Below are 20,183 nucleotides of genomic sequence, written 5' to 3'. Positions count from 1 at the left end.
ATAGCGGCTCATAGGCTCAACGGAATCCACAACGCGATTCCGCCTTCGCCGGTATCGGGGTCGAACGAGGGGTGATGCCGTTCAAGCACCGGCGCATCGGCCGGGCTCAGTCCGGCCTGTGCCAGCCCCTCGTTCCAGATGGCGGTATAGGTGGCGAAGATCGTCGAAACATGCGCGCGATGCTCGAACACCGCATAGCGACGGGCCGGGATCTCAACCCGGATCAGCCGCGCCGGCACGCGCTCGAACTGCGCCACTTCCGCCGCGCACACGTACTCGAAACCGCCGCTTTCGTCGGCCGGGCCGACGATACCGATCGGCATGCTTTCGATGCGATCGCGGATGTCGGCATAAGCGGACATGAAACTCTGCCATTGGATCGGAATGCCGACGACCGAGTCGAAACCGTGGCGCCGGCTCAGGCCCACGGCGCGTATCGCGTCGCCCTCGGCCAGCCGCGGCGGCTCCAGCAGCGGTTGCGCGCTCGCCTGAAACCGCAGCGGCGGCACCAGCGTCAGCCCCTGCGTGGTGGCGCGCTCGCGCACGCTTTCGGGCGTAGCCGCGAACAACTCGGTGAAGGCGCGGGTGAAGGCCTCATGCGAACCGTAGCCGGCATCGAGCGCCACATCGAAAATGCTCGCCGCGCCGCCGGCGAGCGTCTCGGCCGCTCGGGTGAGACGGCGCGCGCGCAGGTACTGGATCACCGGTCGCCCGGTGGCGCTGCCGAAGGCGTTGGCCAGATGCGATCGCGACACGCCGCAGGCCGCCGCGACCGCGGGCAGGCTGAGTTCGCGGCTGGAATTGCGCTCGATGATCCACAGCGCTTTGTCTACGACCGTCATCGGCGGGTCCTGGCGTCGGCTGCGCAACACCGTAGCAAACCCCGCGCGGACGGGCTTGATCGTTCGTCCACGGCCGCCGCGGCCGCGCGATCAAGCCCCGGCCGTCGCCGCTTCAGGCCAGCCGGCCGTCGCCTGCGCGACGACCGGCCCTGGCGAAGACGCGACTCAGGCGCCGATGGCCGGATCGCTGACGCTGTCCGATCCGTTCTCGGCATGGCCGGCGAAGCGGCGCAGATAACCGGCGTCGGTGTTGGAGGTGACGCTGAAGTCGTACCAATGACGGCTGGTCGCCAGCGGCCAAGTCGCGGTCTTGCGCGCGCCCGGAGCCAGGTCGAAAGTACGCGCGGCCGCGCTGCTGTAGCGGTTGGGCTTCAAGGTCAGCCGGCATGCGGCCTTGCCGGTGTTGACCAGGGTCATCGTCAGTTGCTCGGCGGCGGCGTCGTGGCGAACCGAGACTTCCGGATTGGCCCCGGTCGCCGTCAGCGCCTTGTTCAGATCGCCGCGGAACACGCGCAGGAAACCGTTCGGGCCGTAGGCCGACAGGTCGTAGATTCCCTTCGTGTATTGCTTGGCGCTCCAGTAATCCGACAACTGCGTGCCGGCATCGAGCGTGTAGTACCACGGGCCGTCGGTGCGATTGCCAGCGTAGACGTTGTAGCAGGCGCCGGCGATGCCGTCGTTGCCGAAGTCCAGCCAGTAGCGGCCGTTGGAGGCTTCGATGCGGCCGTCCACGCGCAACTCGTACGGCAGCGCGCGCGCCAGGCGTTGGCCGCGTTCCTGCCGCGGCATGCTCGGCTGCGCCGGCGCGGTGGGCTTGGCGAGCTTGCAGCTGGCGTCGGCGTTGGCCATCGTCGCGCTGGTGCTGGGCAGCGCCGGGAAGCTGGTGTTGGGCGTGTCGAAGTCGAAGGCGGTGCTCAGATCGCCGGCGACGGTGCGCCGCCATGCGCTGATATTGGGCTCGGCGATGCCGAAGCGCGATTCCAGGAAACGCAGCACCGAGGTGTGGTCGAACACCTGCGAATTGACCCAGCCGCCTTTGCTCCACGGCGAGATCACGAACATCGGCACGCGCACGCCCAGGCCGACCGGGATGCCGTTGTAGTTCTCGGTCGCGGTATCGACCGTGCTCTTGCCCAGGTTCGAATTGATCGCCGGCAACGGCGCCGGCACGTGATCGAAGAAGCCGCCGTTCTCGTCGTAGTTGATGATGAACACCGTCTTCGACCAGACCTCCGGATTGGCCACCAGCGCTTCCAGCAAGCGCGCGGTCAGCGATTCGCCGTAGGCCGGCGTCGCCGCCGGATGCTCGCTCATGATGTACGGCGGCACGATCCACGACACCGCCGGCAACTTGTTTTCGCGCACGTCCTTGGCGAAATCGGCGATCAGATACTCGCCGCGCGACTTGGTGGCGTTTTCAGCGGTGGAACCCGGCGCCCAGGCGCGACCGCGCTTGTACAGTTCCGAATTGGTGTCGAGCTTACGGAAGTTGGCGAAGTAGGGCAGCGAGTTGTCGCCGTAGTTGTCGTGTTCCTGGTACACGCGCCAGGCGATGCCGGCGTTCTGCAGGCGCTCGGCGTAGGTGGTCCAGCGATGCCCGGCGAAGTTCGGGTTATCGCGCGCCATGTCGGCGGTCCAGTTGCCGTCGTCGGCGTTGTTGACCGCCTGCGGGCCCAGGTCGCCCACGGTCATGCCGCTGGTGCCGGTGAACAAATGCATGCGGTTGGGATTGGTCGGGCCGTGATGCGAGCAGTAATAGGCATCGCACACGGTGAACGCATCGGCCAACGCGTAGTAGAACGGCATGTCCTCGCGGGTGAAGTGGCCCATGCACATCGGGCCCTTGACCGAGATCCAGGCGTTGTAGTCCTTCCAGCGCGAATACGCGCCCTTCCAGCTGTGATCGATGTCGGCCAGGCAATGCGCCGCGGTGCTGGCGGTGTCCAGATGGAACGGCAGCACCACGTTGTTGGGGCTGGTCGCCGACTTGGGCTGCTCGAACACGGTCTTGCCGCCGGGCAGGGGAATCGGCCGCGGATCGTCGAAGCCGCGCACGCCGCGCAGCGCGCCCAGGTAATGATCGAACGAGCGGTTCTCCTGCATCAGGATCACCACGTGCTGGACGTCCTGAATCGTGCCGGTCACGCGCGCGGCCGGCGTGGCCAGGGCGGCGCGGATCGAAGGAGGCAACAGGCTCAGCGCGGCGGCGCCGCCTGCGAGTTTGAGGAAATCGCGACGATTCGAGGAGATCAAGGCCTTGCTCCAGGGCTGGGCGGGCGGCATTGCGCCGCGCTTAAACAATAAAGCCTGGACATGGCAGGTTGCAGCAGTGTGGCAGCGTTCGCAGCGTGTGCGGATTCACACTCCTGCAAGTGCACCGCGCGAATTCTCCGGAAATTTTTTGTGATTCCGATCGCTGCTATCGATGTCCTGGTCGATCGTGCCTCGCCGTGCGCATGCTGCGTTGCGCGAGGCCATGCGCAACCGTATCGCGTTCATCGGCATGAACGCCGTAGGATGCATGCGGGATATGACGCGTTCTACGCATGCGTGAACCGAATCAGTCGCGCAGCCACAAAGTCATCAACCGCCGCGGATGCACGATGTAGCCCGCGCGTTCGTAGATGCCGCGCGCATGCGTGTTGTCGTCGTTGACCTCAAGGCGCAGCGCATCCAGGCCTTCGGCGCGACACAGCGCTTCGACTTCGGCCAAGGCGCGCTTGGCCAATCCGCCGCCGCGATGCGCCGGCAGCACGAACAACTCATCGAGCAAGCCGAAGCGCCCGCCGAATTCCAGGCTGAAACAAAATCCCAGCACGAAGTAGCCGGCGATCTCGCCGTCGCGCACGATCAAACGCAAGCGGCCGGCGTTGGGATCGGCGATCAACGCCGCCAGCGCGCACCGCAGTGCCGGCTCATTCCAGGGTAGATGCTCGACCTGATAAAAATCGTGCAGCACCGGCAGCAGACGCGGCAAGTCGGCGTCGGTGGCGGGGACGAATCCGTACGTGTGTTGCCTCATGCCAACTCCTTCACGAACACGCCGGCCCGCGTGCGGACCGGCGTTTGAAGCGACGCATGCTACGTGTCGTCGCGCGAAGGCTCTGTCGAAGGGCGCCCGCTTGCGCCGGCGCCGGACGAACCCCGGGCCGCGTTGGCCCGGGCGGATTGATCAGTCGGCGCGGCCGGCGAATTCGCCGGTGGCGGTGTTGACCAGCACGCGCTCGCCGTTGCCGATGTACTCCGGCACCATGATTTCGATACCGGTCTGCAGCTTGGCCGGCTTCGGACGCTTGGTCGCGGTGCCGCCCTTGAGTTCCGGCGGCGTCTCGATGACCTGCAAGGTCACGCTGGCCGGCAACTGCAGCGCGACCGGCTGGTCGTCGATGATCTGCACATAGCAACCGCTGAGGTCATCGACGATGTAGCCGGCCGCGTCGCCGACGACATCGGCATCGAGCGTGTACGGCGTGTAGTCCTCATCGTCCAGGAACACGAACGCGTCGCCGTCCTTGTACGAGTAGGTGACCTGACGGCGCGACAGCTCGACTTCCTTGAGTTCGTCGTCGCCGCCGACGCTGAGGTCGTACTTGGTGCCGCCGGGAACCGAATACATGGTGAAGCGGAACTTGACGTTGCCGCCGCGGCCCTGCGGCGAGCTGCGTTCGATGTCGCGCACCTGGTACACGGTGTTGTTGTGCTCGATTACGTTACCTTTTTTGACGTCGTAGGCTTTCATTGGTGTGTGGCCGGGAATTGGGAATGGGGAATCGGAAATCGGAAATCGGAAATCGGAAAAGCAGTGGCGCGGAGATCCGGGAGTGGAGACGGAATCGCTTTTTACGATTCCCGATTCCCCATTCCCGATTCCCGGCTACTTCGGCGCCAACCGCGTCGCGCCATCCAGGCGAATGGTCTCGCCGTTGAGATAGCGATTGCCGAGGATGTACGCGACCAGATCGGCGAATTCTTCCGGACGGCCCAGGCGCGAAGGGAAGGGGATCGAGGCGCTGAGCGACTGCTGCACCGACTCGGGCATGCCATCGACCATCGGCGTCCAGAAGATGCCCGGCGCCACGGTCATCACGCGGATGCCGAAGCGCGACAGCTCTCGCGCCATCGGCAGGGTCATCGCGACCACGCCGCCCTTGGACGCGGAATACGCGGCCTGGCCGATCTGGCCTTCGTAGGCGGCCACCGAGGCGGTGTTGACGATCACGCCGCGCTCGCCGTCCTCGCCCGCCTCGTTGCCCTGCATCAGATTCGCCGCGGCCTTGGCGACATTGAAGCTGCCGACCAGATTCACCATCACCGTGGTCTGGAACTGCGACAGCGCCATCGGCGCGTCCTTGCCCAGCACCCGGCCGGCGCCGAGGATGCCGGCGCAGTTGATCGCGACATTGAGGCCGCCCAGGAATTCCTTGGCCGCGTTCAAGTTCTCGGCGACGCCGGCCTCGTTGGTGACATCGGTGCGGAAATAGCGGGCCTTGTCCTCGCCGAGCGAGGCCACGGCCTGCGCGGCCTTGTCGTCGTTGACGTCGAACAGCGCGACCTTGCCGCCGCGGGCGACCAGGTGCTGGGCCACGGCCAGACCGAGGCCGGAGACGCCGCCGGTGATCACGGCGCGGACGTTGTCGAGTTGCATGGGCGGTCCTGAAGGCGGAAAACCGCCATTCTAAAGGACTGCGGGAATCGTCGCCCGGACCGGCGGCGAACGGCCGGGGCAGGGGCAGGGGCGGGCATGCCGGTTCAGCGGCGGATCGGCCGGGCCGGGAGCGCGGACACGGGGTTTTCGCGGGCGGACAACCGGCGGCCTTGCGCCGCCGGTCTTTCAGCTCAGTCCAACCGGGCCGCCCATCGGCGCACCCGGTCGAATCCGATTGCGGCCGCCGAGGCGGCGTCGCAACGGACCGGGTTCAACGCGAGGTCGCGCGTTCGAACTCGGGATCGGAGAACAACTGCTGGAACAGCTTCTGGATCGTCACCGGGTAGTTGTCGAACGCGGCCGGTATCGCGATCGCGCCGATGAACGATGAATCCCACTCGTGCTGGGCACTGAGCGTGCGGTCGTAAACCTGAGTGCCATCGCGCTTGATCACGAAGCGTGCCTTCACCGACGCGTTGCCGGTGGACATGCCGCTGCCGTTGAGCTTGTTTTCCAGCAGCTCGCCAGTGATCTCGCTGTTGGCCTTGTCGTCCAGGCGTCCGGCGGTTTTCAGCTCGGCCATGAGCGCATCGCGCAGATACGTCGAGTATTTGCCGTCGTCGCCGCCCTTGAGCGTCGAGCCGCGCACGCTCAGCGCCTTCTTGTCGAGCTTGGCGTCGGCGGTGAACGCGCCCACCTTCAACGGCGCGCCGTTGCTCTGGCGACCCAGGACCTGACTGTTGGCCATGCCCGACTGATATTTGGGCGCGACCATGGTCACGCACGCGGTCTGCAACAACAAAGCGGCGACCAGCGCAAAACGAATCATCATGCGCATGAGGTCACTCCGACTCGAACGCATGTTTTTCGTTCAACTGCTTGAGGCCGTTCCAGACGATCTGATCCATTATCAGATGCACGGCCGATTGCGCCTCCATCGGCGTCAGGCCCGGCGGGCCGGCCTTGTTGCCGATGGTGGAGTGGATGGCGTGCTTGACCACGGTCTCGGTGGTCTTGCCGTCGGCGGTGTAGCTGACCGTCGCGTTGTAGCCGTCGGTGACCATCGAACCGGCCAGGCCGAGGGTCAGCCCGGTGCCGAAGCCCTTGGCGGCGGCGTTGTCGGCGACGATGTTGTCGATGACGATCCGCAGTTGGCCGGCGCCCGGCGCGGCCTCGGCACTGACCCGGCTGAACAGCCCGGACTCGTTGACCACCGCCAGCGCGCGCGGACGCAACTCGGCGGTAGCGCGGGCATTGGCGTTGCCCTTGGTGCGGAACTCGGCCAGCAACTGCACCGGCTTGGGCGTCGCGACCGGCGCGATGTCCTTCTTGGCGACCGTCGGCAGCGTCGGGTCCACGTACATCTTCATGCTCAGACAGCCGGTCAACGAAACGCAGACGGCAAGCGCCGCCGACGCCGCACGCAGAGCGCGCAGCCGGTTCGCAATGGACATCGGTAAATCCCCTGTTGGTTGGTTGCTTGATTTCCCCAGTACCGCGCGGAGCGGCACGAAGGGATTTATAGCGCGACTACGTCACATTTCCAACCGGAGATCGGTCGCTATTTTCGGCGGCGGGCAAGGGCCCGGTCAGGCGGGCGGGGGCAAAAGTGGGAGGGGCGAGGGCGGCCCGGCCGGGGTGTTACAAACTGCGCAAATACCAAGTATTGACGCCGCGCAACCCGCCGTAGCCCATCGGCGCTTGCAGCAGTTGGAAACTGTTCGCCTCCAGCACCCGCTGCGCCTCGCTCATGCGATCGAGTACCTCGACATAGCACTGATCGAAGCCGAACCCGCGCGCGGTCAACAGGCAGCGATCCAGCAGCGCCTGTCCCAACCCCAGCCCGCGCACCGACGGCAGCAAGTAGAACTTGCGCAACTCGCAGATGCGGTCGGTGCCGCCCAGCAGTGGGCCGACGCCGGCGCCGCCGCCCAGGCGGCCCTCGCGTTCGACCACGAAGTAGGCGCTGCGCGGCAGGCTGTAGGCGCGCTGCATCGCGTCGACCTCCGGATCGCTGATCGCGCCGGCACCGAACTCGCTCATCACCTGACGGATGATGGCCGCCGCGGCGGCATCGTCGCGGGCCTGGATCGGACGCAGTACGACACCGGGAGGCAGGGCCATGAGGTGAATCTCCTGATCGCGAGGCTGTCATCCTCGCTCAGACCGCCGCGCTTGCGAAGCGCGCCGCGGCCGATGTGGGAACGAAAGCCGCCGGGGCGGCCGCGATGTCCGCTCAGCGCGCCGTAACGCGTTTGAACTCCGGGTCCGAGTACAGCTGCCGCAACAAGGTCTGCATCGCCGTCAGCAAACGATCGGACGTCAGCGAGCGCGAGATCCACGGCGTGCCCGCATGCGGCCATACCTGCTCGATGCTCAGATCGCGTTCCATCAAGGCCGCGCCGTCGCGGCGCAGGCTGACGTGCAGGACGACGCTGGCGCGGTTGATGCCCGACGACGGCGCCGGGCCGACCTGATAACGGCGCAGATCGCCGTCGATATCGATCGTCGCCTGCGCGCTCAACCGGCCGGCGGCCTGCAGTTCGGCGGACAAGGCATCGCGCAGATACAGCGCCGCCTCGGCCGCGTCCTGCGTGGCCTGATCGTCGGCGCCGCGCGCGGCGGTGAATCTGCCGACCCGAAGCGACGCCGCGTCGGCCTGATGGCTGAGGACATCGGTGTTGGCGACCGAGACCCGATACTCGGGCAAATCCGCCCACGCCGGCGCGGACAACGCCGACGCCGCGACAACAAAGCACAACGCGAATACGCGCAGCGCAGGCAGCCGACGCACGCGCGCCGGCCATGCGAGCGCACGCGGCGCACGCGATCGGATAGCCAGATTCATCGAACTCCCCCTATGGTGCACGGCCGCGAAAATCCAGCGATTGTGTCGGCGAGCCGCTGGTCTTTATAACGCGCGGCCAGCGGGTTTCCAATGGCGTTGATCGGGGCGGCTGGCGCGCGATACCCATCGCCCCACACAATGGGGGAGGTCGCACGCCCGGGCTCTCCCCAGCCACCTCACTTCGGTTCCTCTTCCATGCTCGACCGCTTGCGCAATCTGTTCAAAACGGCCTCGCCGCCATCGCCGCAAACCTCACCATCCGTCCCGGTTCCGGTGCCAGAAGTCGCGATGCACTGGTGGGGCGATACCCGCCAACCGCTGCCGGACTGGGAGCGTATCGCCGAAGCCGAGCGCCAGGACTGGTCGGATGCCGAACGCGATGCGTTCTGGACCGCGGCTGCCGATCGCTGGCTGCAAGCGCTGGCGCAGTCGTTGGGGCCCGACTACCGCGTGCTGTCGTCCGAGCGCTTTTTGCTGCTGACCGCATTGGAATCCGCCGATGCGCAGTCGTTCCTGAAGTTCTGCGAATCGGCACGGCGCTGGATCGTGCGCAACCTGGGCCCGCTGGCGCAGCCCATTGGCGGCGGCAAGCACGTGTGCCTGATCTTCATGGAAGACGATCAGTACTACGACTACATCGCCCACTACTACCCCGAAGGCGGCGAGTACGCGATGTCCTCGGGTATGTTCGTCAACGCCGGCTACGGCCATTTCGCCCTGTGCGAAAACGATGCCGACGCCATGCACCCCACCATTGCCCACGAACTCACCCACGCCTTGCTGGCGCATCTGCCTATTCCGACCTGGGTCAACGAAGGGATGGCGGTCAACACCGAACACAGCCTGTTCCCGCGCCTGGGCGACCCGCGCGCCTCGCTCTACACCCCGAAGGAAATCGCGCAGAAACACGCCGCGTTCTGGACTTCCGAACGCGTCCAGGAATACTGGTCCGGCGCCGCCTTCCACCGTACCGACGACGGCAATCTGCTGTCCTATGATCTTGCCAAGAAAATGATCGGCCTGGCCGCGTGCGACCACGATGCCTTCGTCCCCTTTGTCCTGGCCGCCCACCGCGACGACGCCGGCCAAGCCGCCGGTGAGCATCTGGGCTACCCCGTGCAACACCTGCTCGAAGCCGTGCTGGGGCAGGGCGATTGGACTCCGCAGCCGCAACAGTGGAACGGCTTGGGTGCGGCGGGGAGCACCGGGGCGTGAGGTCTGATCGCCGCCGACGCTCACCTAATCCAGAAGATATAAAACCGACTTTCGATCCGCCATCGTGGCGGTTACCCAAGGAGACCCCGCAATGGCGGACGACGCAAAAGTAAAAGGCCCGGCCTCGTACTTCCCTTCGATCGAAAAGACCTACGGCCATCCGGTCGCACACTGGTTCAAGGTGATCCAGGCCTTGGGCGACAAAAAGCACATGGAGCTGGTGGCCCACCTCAAGAGCGAACACAAGCTGGGCCACGGACACGCCAACGCACTGGTGGCCTATCACCTGGCGCAGGCGAAGAAAGCCTGATCCGCCGCCGCGCACGCTGCGACAAAGCACCGTAAGCCCGCGCGGCCGATCCTGCGACCGGCCGCGACCACGATCACAACTCGCGCGCCCGCCCGCGAATCCCGCAAATCCATGGCCCCTTCCGCCCCGCCATCGCGTTAAGGACGGGAAACAGGGAGCGGATCATGAAAACAGCGCTGATCGCAGTGGGTTTGATCGCGGCCACGGTGGCCACGGCGGTATCGCAGGAACGAACCGCGGGCGCAGCCGGCGCCACGCCGGCCGCTGCTCCAGCCGCGGCGGCCGCCGACGCCCCCGTGCGCTTTCCCAGCTACGACCCGCACTATCCGCCGCCGGCGGGTGCGCGCGATGTCTTCCAGCTCAGTCAGGATTACCCGACGACTTTCGCCGACGACACCTTCCCGTGGATGGCGATCGACTTCAAAGCCTTCCCCACCGAATACCTGCGTTCGGTTCTCGACTATTGCCTGGAAGGCAATGTCGATGTCGATTTCAAAGTGCAGAACAACCGCGTGCGCAAGTGGTACCACGCGCCGTGGCTGCACGACGACGGCGCTCAGTTCGGCGGCGGCCGCGAATGGCGCCGCGGCCTCACACGCGAACGCATGGCGCGCCCGTTCGACCTGCACCGCAAACAGACCGAGCGCGCGCAGAACTGGGCGGTCGGCTTCTACAACGACCGCGGTGCGGTCAGCCTGGGCAAAGTCTGGCGCACCGCCGACGGCCGCCCCGATCCGTCGAAATCGACCTTCGCGGACAACTCGGTGGCCTGCAAACTGTTGTTCACCGACGCCAGCACCGCGCAGATCCCGTACCTGAGCCGGACCAAGACCTGGACCGCGAACATCTACCCCGACGTCAACTACAACAAGCCGCGCGTGGACCGCACCGTGCGCCTGTTGCAACTCGATGTGGCGGTCAAAGACCCGCGCATGGCCGATACCACCGGCTGGGTATTCGGCACCTTCATCTACGACGGCGGCGCGCCCGGCCCGACCGTGTGGGACCGCATGATCCCGGTCGGCGCGAGTTGGGGCGACGATCTACCCGTGCGCACCGACGCCAACCGCGACGGCGTCTTCGTCAACACCGCGCTGACCCAGGCCCGCATCACTTCGTCCTTGGTCGAACGCACCGGCTGGAACTACGGCAACCGCGCCTACGTCCTGCACCACGGCCTCGGCGGCCGCCTCAACGGCCCCATCGACAGCCCGGTGTCGTCGTGCATCTCCTGCCACGGCCGCGCCGGCACCTACGCCGGCCCCACCGCGAGCAAGATGGGCCAACCGATGGTCATGGCCGTCTTCAGCGCCGCCAAGCCCAGCGTCTACCCGATGGCGCAATTCGACGAATTCTTCAAGCCCATCCCCGGCGGTTCGCACATCGAAACCCAGACCGGCGACCGCTACATGACCACCGACTACTCGCTGCAACTCAGCGCCGGCATCCGCAATTACTACCAAAGCCTGCGCGCACCGCCGCCGGTCGCCGACGCCGCACCGCGCGCCGGTCGCGTCGGCGCGACCAGCGTCAGTGCGCCTGCGCAGGAGCCGTTGCGCACGGTGGATCGCGACGGTAATTGAGGGCGTCGGCCGATGCGGCACGTCCTGTGAAAATGCAGCCTTCGATGGGTTCCGGTGCAAGCCGGAATCCATCGACGTTGCCGCTGCGCCCAACTCGCAGCCACGCCTGATACTTCACCTTCGCTTCGTACCCAACCCACGAGCGCCGACTACCGTGCCGCGATATTCAATCGCAGGGGAAAGGCGCCGTGGTCACCGTGGAAAAAGTCGAACGAGTCGAAAGACTCGTCATCGCGATCGCGTGCGTGCTGTTGTCGCTGTATATCGCCTGGTGCTTGTGGGAAGCGTGGTGGATGGCCGGCGTCATTCCCGAACCCATCGGTATTTCCTACCCGACCTTCATCGACGGCGAATCCGACTTACGCGAAGGCTGCGGCGTCGCCATCTTCCGACTAGACCGCGCCAGCGCGAACGCGATAACGAAACAAGGCTTGCGCTTCTTCGACAACGCGCGTTACTCGCGCAAGTCCCACGACTACTACCACACCTTCGAGCCGTGGCGGCCGACCCCGCATGCCCCCGATTTGAACGACGACCAGAGCCTGCTTTCGCTAGGGCTGTACTGCGCCCATGCCGACATGGCGCTAAGCGAGGAACTGGAGCAAGCGGTTCGCGAGCCGGGCAACTTCTACACCCATGGCCCGGAGAAAGTGCTGGTGGTATTTCCGAAAAAGCGCCTGATTGTGCTGGCGTACTTCGGCTAACCCGGATACCTGTTGGCGACCGGCGCGATGCTTCCAGGAAGGAGGCGTGCGTTGCATCGCAGCGCCCGACAGCGCCCGCGATAGCGCTCCAAGCGATTCGTATGAGCCTTCTTCCGATCTGCGAATCTGAAAAAGATTCAGCGCAGCGTCAAAACGGCTCAACGCAAAGCTGCCGAGTTATTCGCGTAAGCCGTTTTCGATCTTGCGAGTCGCAAAAGGCCTTAACGCAGTCCCGAAATCCTTCAACGCAGAGCCATCGAGCGACTCGTATGAAGCGATTTCGTACTCGCGAACCCGAAAAAGACGCAATGCAATCCCGAAACGGTTCAACGCAAAGCCAACCCGCGACTCGCACAAAGCTTTTTCAGACTCGCGATTCTGAATTTCATACTCGCGAGTCGCAAAAAGCCTCAACGGAACGCCAAAAAGTCATTCGAGGATGTAAAAAATACATATCGATGGCACGCAAGCGCTTACATCGATCGCCGGACCCAGCAAGACCAAAGGCGTGGGCTGCACCGCCTCCGCCGCGGCAACTACGGCGAGCGCACCGCGCCCAGACTGTGATCTATCTGATCCGCCCACACACGGAATACCGACGCCAACGCCCGATGGCGGGCCTGCTCGGGTTTGCGAAGGGACGGGCAGGGCGAGGTGGCGGGATCGAGCGTATGCGCCGCGCTCAACAATTGGTCTTGAAACGCCCGCAACTCGAAAAACGCATCCAGCGGCAACGCGACACTGTCCGCATCGCCGGCGGACGACGAAGCTTTGGGGGGCATAGACGGCACTCCTTTTCCTTGGATACACCAGGGCCCGCGCTGCGCGAAGTCGCAGGCGGGAAGTCGGGAGGCTCAAAACCGCACAAAGACGGCGGGCGTATTCCCCTTGCGGGTATTGTATTAGCCGCCCTCCCGACGCAGGAGCGCGCCGAGCTTGTGCCCGGACAGCAGGCACAAAAAAACCACCGGATATTTCGGAGGTGGGGACCGCTTTGTGAGGAGTTTTGAGTCTCCGTGGACTAGCCTGTGCTTATCCGCTTTTGTCGTCAAATGACCGTTCGATATAAGGACGGAATTATTTACTCCAGCCCTCGATGTCCCCATCAACGGAGCGCTCCGCATCGGGCGGGCGATGGGACGACAGTGTCGCTTTCTACGAAAGCTAACCAAAAGGGGCCTCATTGCTGAGGCCCCTCATTTACTACGCCTGGAGGTGAGTGGAAAATTCCCAGCGACCCAATCCGAAAAATGTTCGCCAGAGCGATTCAGCGAGAGTGGACTGCCCAGGGAAATATAGACACTTCCGGCCTATGCGGCTTTGCCCCTCCCTTGCGACTAAAGCCCTGAAACGTAGTGATCAGCCATCAACTTCTGCTGCCACCCTTTACATTGCCGTCCGTTCTAGCGCTCACCTATCACAGCCCAAAGTCGTGACAAGCCGAATCGGCGTCTTCCTGGGGGGAAACTTCCAGCTTTCCACGCGAGCTCTGGCCCGCACGTCGCACTTTACGTTCTTCGACGATCTCTTAAATCTGGCGTCGGAGACCTTGCCATCCGGCGAGACCGTAAACTCAATCTTTACTGCAGAAACGGAGGTTGGAACAACCTTTGTGTCGCCTCTATTAACGGGTGTTGGCGCAGGCTCCTTCGAACTCACCAGCGAAAGTAGATCAACGGTGGGGCCTTTGCTCCACGAAACCTTTCCGGAATGCTTGCCCACAAGGATTTTATCCTTGTCGGGCGCCCCATCGATTCCCGTACGAGCAGTGATTTGCCAACGAGAGGTCTCACTAACGGGTGCGTCTGTCGTGCCACAACCGCCTACGTGCCGCTCACAATAGAACAGAGCGATCGCGCCAGCTTGTTTCTCCGTAACCCCAGTTTTCAGATCGATCGAGCCGACCTCGTCTGCCAAATCCCGTTCTATTGTTTTGATCTCTTGCGCGTTTGCGATAGTGCAAACGCTGAGCATCAGAGCTGCCAATGCCGTTCTCATCAGTTCACCTGTGCATGTAAGGGCGCTGGCTTGTGGTGCTCAGGCGCAAGTTGGGAAAAGTAACCCGGTGTGCGTTTGTCCAGCCCGAACAGCCCAGCGCAGCCCCGCCTGTATTCACCTGTATCACTGATCAACGACGAAGCAAGGCTAATCAGAGCGGCTGAGGCCAGAGCGAGAGAATGGCCCCGCTTCCGAGGCCTCTTCTCATTTGATACAGGTAAATTTTGCTGGGCCCGTGGTCAACTGCGGAGCAGGCGTGAATGTGCAACGTCGAACAGCCCCAAGATTCCGACGGAGCACCGCAGCTGAGTGAGAGTATTTGCACTCAACCCACATTTCTCTTCCCGTAGATGACCACTGCGTCGCCCCCGACTTTAGGTCACTGCCGATCAACAGCCTCATTTCATTCGGTGGGCCGCTATAGACGTCCACCTCGGATAAATTGTGCTTCGTATAGGGAAATCGGACGCTCCACTCGGCAGGTGGGGCGTTAATGGTCTGCTTACCCTCAACAACTTCCGGGCAACCAAGAATTTGAATCGCTGACGCTAACACTGCGGCATAAATTGTCATGTGCTCACCAGACGATGGTTGAGAGTTTGCTTGCTGAATTTACATAATTCTCATGATAGTCGTTGCCGCTGATATTCAGTATTTTTTGAACAGGGGGTGCGGCCGACGCGATTGCGGCTTGATTCCGCGCCAAAGAAAAGGGCCTCGTTCTCCGAGGCCCTTTTTTGCAAGTGCGACTAAGATCGCTGAGTTCCGGCCCACTAAATTTGTGGGCAAGAAAGTGGGCGCTGAAGTCGCCGCGGCTACCCGAACGGGCGTTCAGTACCAATTTGCTCAAGGAACTACGATTTGTTCTTCCGATGCTCCATTTGAGTTGCGCACAAATAGATTCTTTGAAGTTACGAAACCGAGCTCCGCTTTGCCGTCCTTACTGTTTCTGACAGATAACTCTGATGAGGGAACGCAGTATTTCTTTGGCACAACCGGTCTGGAGTGTCGGAAGCATAATCTGTCTGAGTCAATCTTATATAAATACCAGGATGAATAGGCATGCACTACCTCGGAGATGTATATCGACCTAAATTCATCCCCGGAAACATTGTCAGTTTTTAGAACTAGCCATGCTGGTAAAGACAGCGCAATCACTACGGTAAGAAGTAAAAGCCATTTATTCATGGTTGCTTACTCGTTGAAAATTGCGGGATTGGTTAAGCTGTTCTTCTCGAACTGTTTATTCTCTTTCCAAATTTCAATGCTGCCTTGGATATATCTAGGGGTATCTGCGCCAACTGTCCAATCATCTACGTTAATTTTCGCGCCTTTGATTGTATGCTCAAAGGCCTTTTTGATCCATGATGCGCAATTTCCCCGCAGATCACTGTATTTCCAGCGTTGCCTTGTCATTTCCCGGAATCGAGTCAGCTGTATTTCGGACAGCTTTATATAAAAATTAGTGGCTTCTACGTCCTTTGGATTGTACCTTGTTGGATGGACCTTCTCTACGTTCTTATAGAGGTTATTGCCATGGCCATCTAAGTCTTTTGTGAATTCATGGCCAGGATTCCAGGCTCCCCAGGTTTCTTTGAGTACTCCATCATCTGAGTAGATCGCGATCCACGCATGGCCACTTGTCGGCCCCCACCAAACAGCATTGGTATGTATTCCCATAATATCGAGTCCAAACGCATCAATAAAGGAAACTGGGTTTGAGGCCGCATAGGCGAATGTACTTAGTCCGCCAGAAAGGCCGATAGGATCGCTTTGGATATAACGACCGCTAGCTGGGTCGTAGTCGCGAAAATAGTTGTAAACCAGGCCGCTAGCCGCATCGTATCGCTGCCCCGGAAACCGCATGTTGAGCACGAACGCCGTGCCGTCTAGATCGGGGTCTTGATTCGGCGGGCTGTTGCCGAATGCCTCACCTTTCGCATCCCACGTCCAGATCGCGACATTTCGACTTGGATCGATGACGGCTCGCGGCGTGCCCATATGATCGGGCTCCACATACTTCAACGACTGCGCCGTGCCCGCACCTGACAACAGGCCCACGGGCGCGTTATCCATCCAGATTGCCTGTTGAACGGCTGTGCCGCTGCTGTCGTAATCTCCGATCCAGTGTCCGGCCTCGTCGTGCAGGGTGTATGTCGTCACTGGGCCCGTATCAGCATTGATCGCTGCGACCCGCTCGCCCTTGGCGTTATAGCGGTAGCCCATTGTCACTACGCCGTTCTGCTTGACCTGCTTCATGCGGTCGCTGGCGTTGTAGACGAATTCCTTCGCGGTGCCGCCGATGGCGACGGTGTTGCCGACGGCATCGTAGCTTCGGCTCACACCTCCGACACTATTCAGCCGATGGCTAGTGGCCGAAACATCGTAGTTATCGGTGATCGTGCCGCGCAGTAGCTTGGTACGGTTGACCTTATCGCCGTAGGTGTACGTTTCCAGGGGCGTGCCGGTCGGTCCATCGCGTGTCACCGTTAGGTGTCCAAGCGTGTCGTAGTCGTACTTCGCCAAGCTTCCACTCAGCAGGCCGTCCTTAAGGTCGGTCAATTCGCCGACGGTGTTGTAGCCGTAACCCAGCGACAGGCCGCCGCTAGCGGTGTCGCGGATGGACTTGGGGCGGTAGTCAAGGTCGTAGGTCCGTTGCAGGCTGCGACCATTGCCGTAGTTCCAGCCGGCGACCGGGCCTAGCGGGTTGTAGAAGGAAGCTGTCAAGAGCGTAGTACGCGCGCCCGCTGCCGGTGTAATGCCGATTTCTTTGATCCTGCCCTGAGCATCGCGGATGTAATCGGCAATGGCGCCGTCGGGATAGGTCAGTGACTGTAGGCGGCCCGTTCCCGTATAGGCATAGCGCAGTGTGAAGCTCTGCCCGCCTAGGCTCTGAACCTTACGCACCAACTGGCCGAAACGATCGTAGCAGTACTTAAGTTCGGTGCCTTCCGCGCGCATGGCCGTAACGCGGCCAATGGCAAACGTCTCGTCGGCTGCGCAGCCACTATTGACTGTGTCGTAGTCATACTCAACATCTGGCCCGCCGGTGGCGGTGTACGAAATGGTCTTCGGGCGGTTAAGCGCATCGTAGGTATAGCGATGCGCAGCCGCATCGTTTGCATCCTTTTTGGTGACCAGCAAGCCTGCAGTGTCGTAGGTGAAATCGGTGACGCCTGTGTCCGGACTGGTCAACCGGGTCTGGTCGCCAAAGCCGTTATAAACATAAATCGTGCTTAGACCCTTCGGATCTTGGACCCTTGTGACCTGGTCGAGCGCGTTGTACTCAATGATGGTTTTCGCTTCTGCGCCACCGACGTCGGCCAAGGTCTGAGTCAGACGATTAAGGGGGTCGTAGAACTGATCGGTCTTTCGTCCCAAAGCATCTGTAACGCGATCCACATTGCCGTTGGCGTCGTAGCGGATAACGGTGGCGTTCTGCGAGGCATCTTTGAGTGCTTCCAGTTGCCCCAGGACGTTATAGACCCGCGACAAGGTATGCGCTATCGACCCATTTGCGCGCTTGTTATCTTCCACCTTCCGATTTCCGGCCTTGTCGAGCGTAAAGCGCAGGCTGCCTCCGCTGTTATCAGAAACACTAACCAGGCGATGCGCGGAGTCGTAGTTGTAGGAGGTCATCGAGCCGTCAGGCAGGGTGATCGTCTCCACCAAGCCGGTGAAGTAATACTTGAAGCGAGTAATTCGATCATCGGATTCGCTGCTATCGTTTGCCCCGCGTTGTTTTACGGTCGCCACCGAACCGCGAGGGTCGTAGCCGTAGTCAGTGACCACGCCGTTAGCATCAACTATCGATAGCAATCGACCTTGTGGGTCATAGCCCAGCACTTCCGTAACACGGCCAAGCGCGTCGATGGTCTTGCGTAGATCACCCTTTCGAAAGGTGCACAGCGCAGGATCAGTGGCGCAGGTGCTGTCGTCATTGCCAAAGTACTCAAGTCGCGTGATGTCGTTAACATCGGTGCGGGGGCCGTCAACAGCCTTCAATAGGCCCAGAACAGGGCATGTGCTGTTGCTGGCCGAAACGTCAGAAGCTTCGCAGTACGTGTAGGTCGTAGCGCGGGTTTGGTTCGTAGTGGTGTCGCGGACCGTGACATTGACCGGTTGGAAACGGGGATTGCGCGCGATACGCGTCTCACGGTCGCCAACTTTTGTCAGCAGTACCCGATTGCTGGCGTTGTCGCGACGTTCCTCACTGACCCGCTGCTGCGGAAGCCCAAAGGCTTCAGTCGTAGTGTGCGTCCAAGATGGCTGCGTCGTGACGGGATCATCGGACTCGCTGTAGCTGTGTTCGGTTGTGACTCCGTTTCGGTCGGTGATCGTCTTAATGCGGCGACGGAAGTCATCATAGTAATTGTTGTAGCTACGTTGGACGGTTCCTTTGCTGTCGCTCAGATTGCCGGCCTTGCGCGGCTTGCTGTCGTCTCCAGAGTCGGTTACTGCGTAGTTGGTTGCATTGCCCAATGCGTCGGTGACTACAGCCCCTCCCTCTGGCGAATACGTCACGGAAACGCCATCGACCCCGTCCGCGAGCTGGGCGCTTATGGACCGTCCTCGCGAATCGTACGCGAAGGTACTGAATCTGGCGCCGCCTTCCGCGCTGATGCCAGTCAGATTTTGCGGGAAGTTTGGATCTTCGTAGTGATAAGTCCGAGTGTGGACCGCGCCAGGATATGTGGCCGATTCAACCTGCCAGTGAGCATTGTAGGTATAGGTCGCCAGGGCTTGTCCGGCCGAAGACACGGAGGCGATGGCTGCGTTCTCTGTGTCTCCATTTCCGGAGTAGGTAATGACCAGTGAGCGGCCGGTCGAATGCGTGATGGTCGATAGCCGCTTAAAAGCGTCGTAGGCGTAGCTCAGCGTTTCGCCGTTGTCGCCACGCTGTTCCAGCAATTGTCCAGTGGAGTTGAAAGTCAACGTGTTGTGGGACCGCTGTAGAATCCAGTTGGTGCCTGAAGCCACAATTCGATCGCCGCTGCCGTCGGCCGCTTCGTAGTAGCCACCCATTTCAACGAACGGAAGATGTGAGCCATTGGCTTGGATCAAACCCAACCCCGGCGGGTTGTCGTTCTCAATGGCCAAGCGTATGTCGTGCGAATGCGTCCAGCCGTAGCCGAATCCGCCGGTCGAACTGGATGCGGCCGAATGATAGTAACGAGTGAAATTTATCCAGCTCAGATCAATATCGGTCTCCGTCTCGAACTGATCACCAGTGGTGAAATCCACTGGGTCGCCGACCAAAGAGCACGCGTCGCAGTACAGAGGCGGAGCAAGCAACTCCGCAACATAGAAATCATTGCCGCACGTATTATTGCTGGCGTCGTAGATGAAGTCTTCGTTCGAGCATCGGTCTCGCGCACGAATGATGTATTCGTCGTCGTCATGGATTCCACAGATTCCTGACGATTTATAATTCCATTTGAACGAGTAGTTCACCATTTGGCGAGCGGCCACATGGTCGGGCCATTCGTTCAATGTAAGCCACTCACCGGTTCGCACCGCTGCTGTAGTGTTTGGAGCGCAACCTTGGTCGATACTCTTTTGGTCGTACAGTGCTTTGAACGCAGCGATAAAGTTCTCTTCCGTTCCCTTGAAGTCTAGGCCGAAAGTGATGTATGTCCATTCGTTGACCTGAGATATCTCGCGCGGTATGCCGTAGGTAAGGCGAATCCGATCCTCAGCTATCTCACGCTTCTTGAGCGCCGTGACCAATTGATAGGGATTGCCACGTGTCTGCGCGAAGGCAAGCGCTTCTTGCTGCGTATTGAACTCTGTGTCGTACCCGTAGACCTTCCAGCTATGCCCGCTCTCCTGCGCAAGTGCGGTGCCAACTTGAAGAGCGGCGAACAAGACCAGAACCATTGACCAAAAGCGCGTGGTCCTGGTTAAAGCAAAAGACAGGGTAGGACGGGAGGAGCCCGGTCCTACCTGCGTGCTGGATATGTCTTTCACAATGCAACTCCTTTTGTCACAGCTACTGAGCAGGCAATCCGCCTGCGCTGGGTGATGCGTTAGTGTCG

General features: G+C 61.6%; 17 protein-coding genes. 4 read left to right on the top strand and 13 right to left on the bottom strand.

What is annotated here, in order from left to right; all coding sequences use genetic code 11:
* Positions 1-8: 8 nt before the first annotated feature.
* From AB4Y92_RS02620 to AB4Y92_RS02580, 9 genes are all read right to left on the bottom strand, one after another.
* Positions 9-842, bottom strand: a complete 834-nt coding sequence (locus tag AB4Y92_RS02620) for an AraC family transcriptional regulator (protein ID WP_441818230.1) — start codon at positions 840-842, stop codon at positions 9-11.
* A 165-nt stretch (positions 843-1,007) separates the two neighbouring features.
* The gene (locus tag AB4Y92_RS02615; protein ID WP_441818229.1) at positions 1,008-3,125 is read right to left on the bottom strand and encodes a phosphocholine-specific phospholipase C; all 2,118 of its coding nucleotides are present in this window, start codon (positions 3,123-3,125) and stop codon (positions 1,008-1,010) included.
* 277 nt (positions 3,126-3,402) lie between these two features.
* Complete coding sequence (locus tag AB4Y92_RS02610; RefSeq protein WP_441818228.1) at positions 3,403-3,864, bottom strand: GNAT family N-acetyltransferase; 462 nt, start codon at positions 3,862-3,864, stop codon at positions 3,403-3,405.
* A 150-nt stretch (positions 3,865-4,014) separates the two neighbouring features.
* A complete protein-coding gene (gene yeiP / locus AB4Y92_RS02605) occupies positions 4,015-4,581 on the bottom strand; it encodes an elongation factor P-like protein YeiP (RefSeq protein ID WP_441818227.1) in 567 nt (188 codons plus the stop codon).
* 135 nt (positions 4,582-4,716) lie between these two features.
* On the bottom strand, positions 4,717-5,487 hold the full coding sequence (locus AB4Y92_RS02600; RefSeq protein WP_441818226.1) for an SDR family NAD(P)-dependent oxidoreductase: 771 nt from the start codon (positions 5,485-5,487) through the stop codon (positions 4,717-4,719).
* A gap of 271 nt (positions 5,488-5,758) precedes the next feature.
* Positions 5,759-6,325, bottom strand: a complete 567-nt coding sequence (locus AB4Y92_RS02595; RefSeq protein WP_441818225.1) for a hypothetical protein — start codon at positions 6,323-6,325, stop codon at positions 5,759-5,761.
* A 4-nt stretch (positions 6,326-6,329) separates the two neighbouring features.
* The gene (locus AB4Y92_RS02590; RefSeq protein ID WP_441818224.1) at positions 6,330-6,941 is read right to left on the bottom strand and encodes a hypothetical protein; all 612 of its coding nucleotides are present in this window, start codon (positions 6,939-6,941) and stop codon (positions 6,330-6,332) included.
* A 187-nt stretch (positions 6,942-7,128) separates the two neighbouring features.
* On the bottom strand, positions 7,129-7,611 hold the full coding sequence (locus tag AB4Y92_RS02585) for a GNAT family N-acetyltransferase (RefSeq protein ID WP_441818223.1): 483 nt from the start codon (positions 7,609-7,611) through the stop codon (positions 7,129-7,131).
* A 112-nt stretch (positions 7,612-7,723) separates the two neighbouring features.
* Positions 7,724-8,281 (bottom strand): hypothetical protein, encoded by a 558-nt coding sequence (locus tag AB4Y92_RS02580; protein WP_441818222.1) that lies wholly within the window; start codon positions 8,279-8,281, stop codon positions 7,724-7,726.
* Between the two features lie 342 nt (positions 8,282-8,623).
* Between AB4Y92_RS02580 and AB4Y92_RS02575 the strand changes: the two genes are divergently transcribed.
* From AB4Y92_RS02575 to AB4Y92_RS02560, 4 genes are all read left to right on the top strand, one after another.
* Positions 8,624-9,550, top strand: a complete 927-nt coding sequence (locus tag AB4Y92_RS02575) for a hypothetical protein (RefSeq protein ID WP_441818221.1) — start codon at positions 8,624-8,626, stop codon at positions 9,548-9,550.
* Between the two features lie 91 nt (positions 9,551-9,641).
* Positions 9,642-9,860, top strand: a complete 219-nt coding sequence (locus tag AB4Y92_RS02570) for a DUF4287 domain-containing protein (RefSeq protein ID WP_441818220.1) — start codon at positions 9,642-9,644, stop codon at positions 9,858-9,860.
* Between the two features lie 164 nt (positions 9,861-10,024).
* Entirely contained in the window at positions 10,025-11,443 is a 1,419-nt protein-coding gene (locus tag AB4Y92_RS02565) for a hypothetical protein (RefSeq protein ID WP_441818219.1), read from the top strand.
* 188 nt (positions 11,444-11,631) lie between these two features.
* On the top strand, positions 11,632-12,147 hold the full coding sequence (locus tag AB4Y92_RS02560) for a hypothetical protein (RefSeq protein ID WP_441818218.1): 516 nt from the start codon (positions 11,632-11,634) through the stop codon (positions 12,145-12,147).
* A 536-nt stretch (positions 12,148-12,683) separates the two neighbouring features.
* On the opposite strand, the gene AB4Y92_RS02555 is transcribed toward AB4Y92_RS02560, so the two are convergent.
* The 4 genes from AB4Y92_RS02555 to AB4Y92_RS02540 all read right to left on the bottom strand — a co-directional run bounded on the left by AB4Y92_RS02555 (position 12,684) and on the right by AB4Y92_RS02540 (position 20,115).
* On the bottom strand, positions 12,684-12,929 hold the full coding sequence (locus tag AB4Y92_RS02555; protein WP_441818217.1) for an XAC0095 family protein: 246 nt from the start codon (positions 12,927-12,929) through the stop codon (positions 12,684-12,686).
* 628 nt (positions 12,930-13,557) lie between these two features.
* Positions 13,558-14,121, bottom strand: a complete 564-nt coding sequence (locus tag AB4Y92_RS02550; protein WP_441818273.1) for an energy transducer TonB — start codon at positions 14,119-14,121, stop codon at positions 13,558-13,560.
* A gap of 228 nt (positions 14,122-14,349) precedes the next feature.
* A complete protein-coding gene (locus AB4Y92_RS02545; protein WP_441818216.1) occupies positions 14,350-14,718 on the bottom strand; it encodes an STY0301 family protein in 369 nt (122 codons plus the stop codon).
* Between the two features lie 621 nt (positions 14,719-15,339).
* Complete coding sequence (locus tag AB4Y92_RS02540) at positions 15,340-20,115, bottom strand: RHS repeat-associated core domain-containing protein (protein ID WP_441818215.1); 4,776 nt, start codon at positions 20,113-20,115, stop codon at positions 15,340-15,342.
* Positions 20,116-20,183 lie beyond the last annotated feature (68 nt).

The sequence above is a fragment of the Lysobacter sp. TAB13 genome (assembly GCF_052113885.1).
Taxonomy (GTDB): Bacteria; Pseudomonadota; Gammaproteobacteria; order Xanthomonadales; family Xanthomonadaceae; genus Lysobacter; species Lysobacter gummosus.
This window is presented reverse-complemented; position numbering and strand designations above follow the sequence as displayed.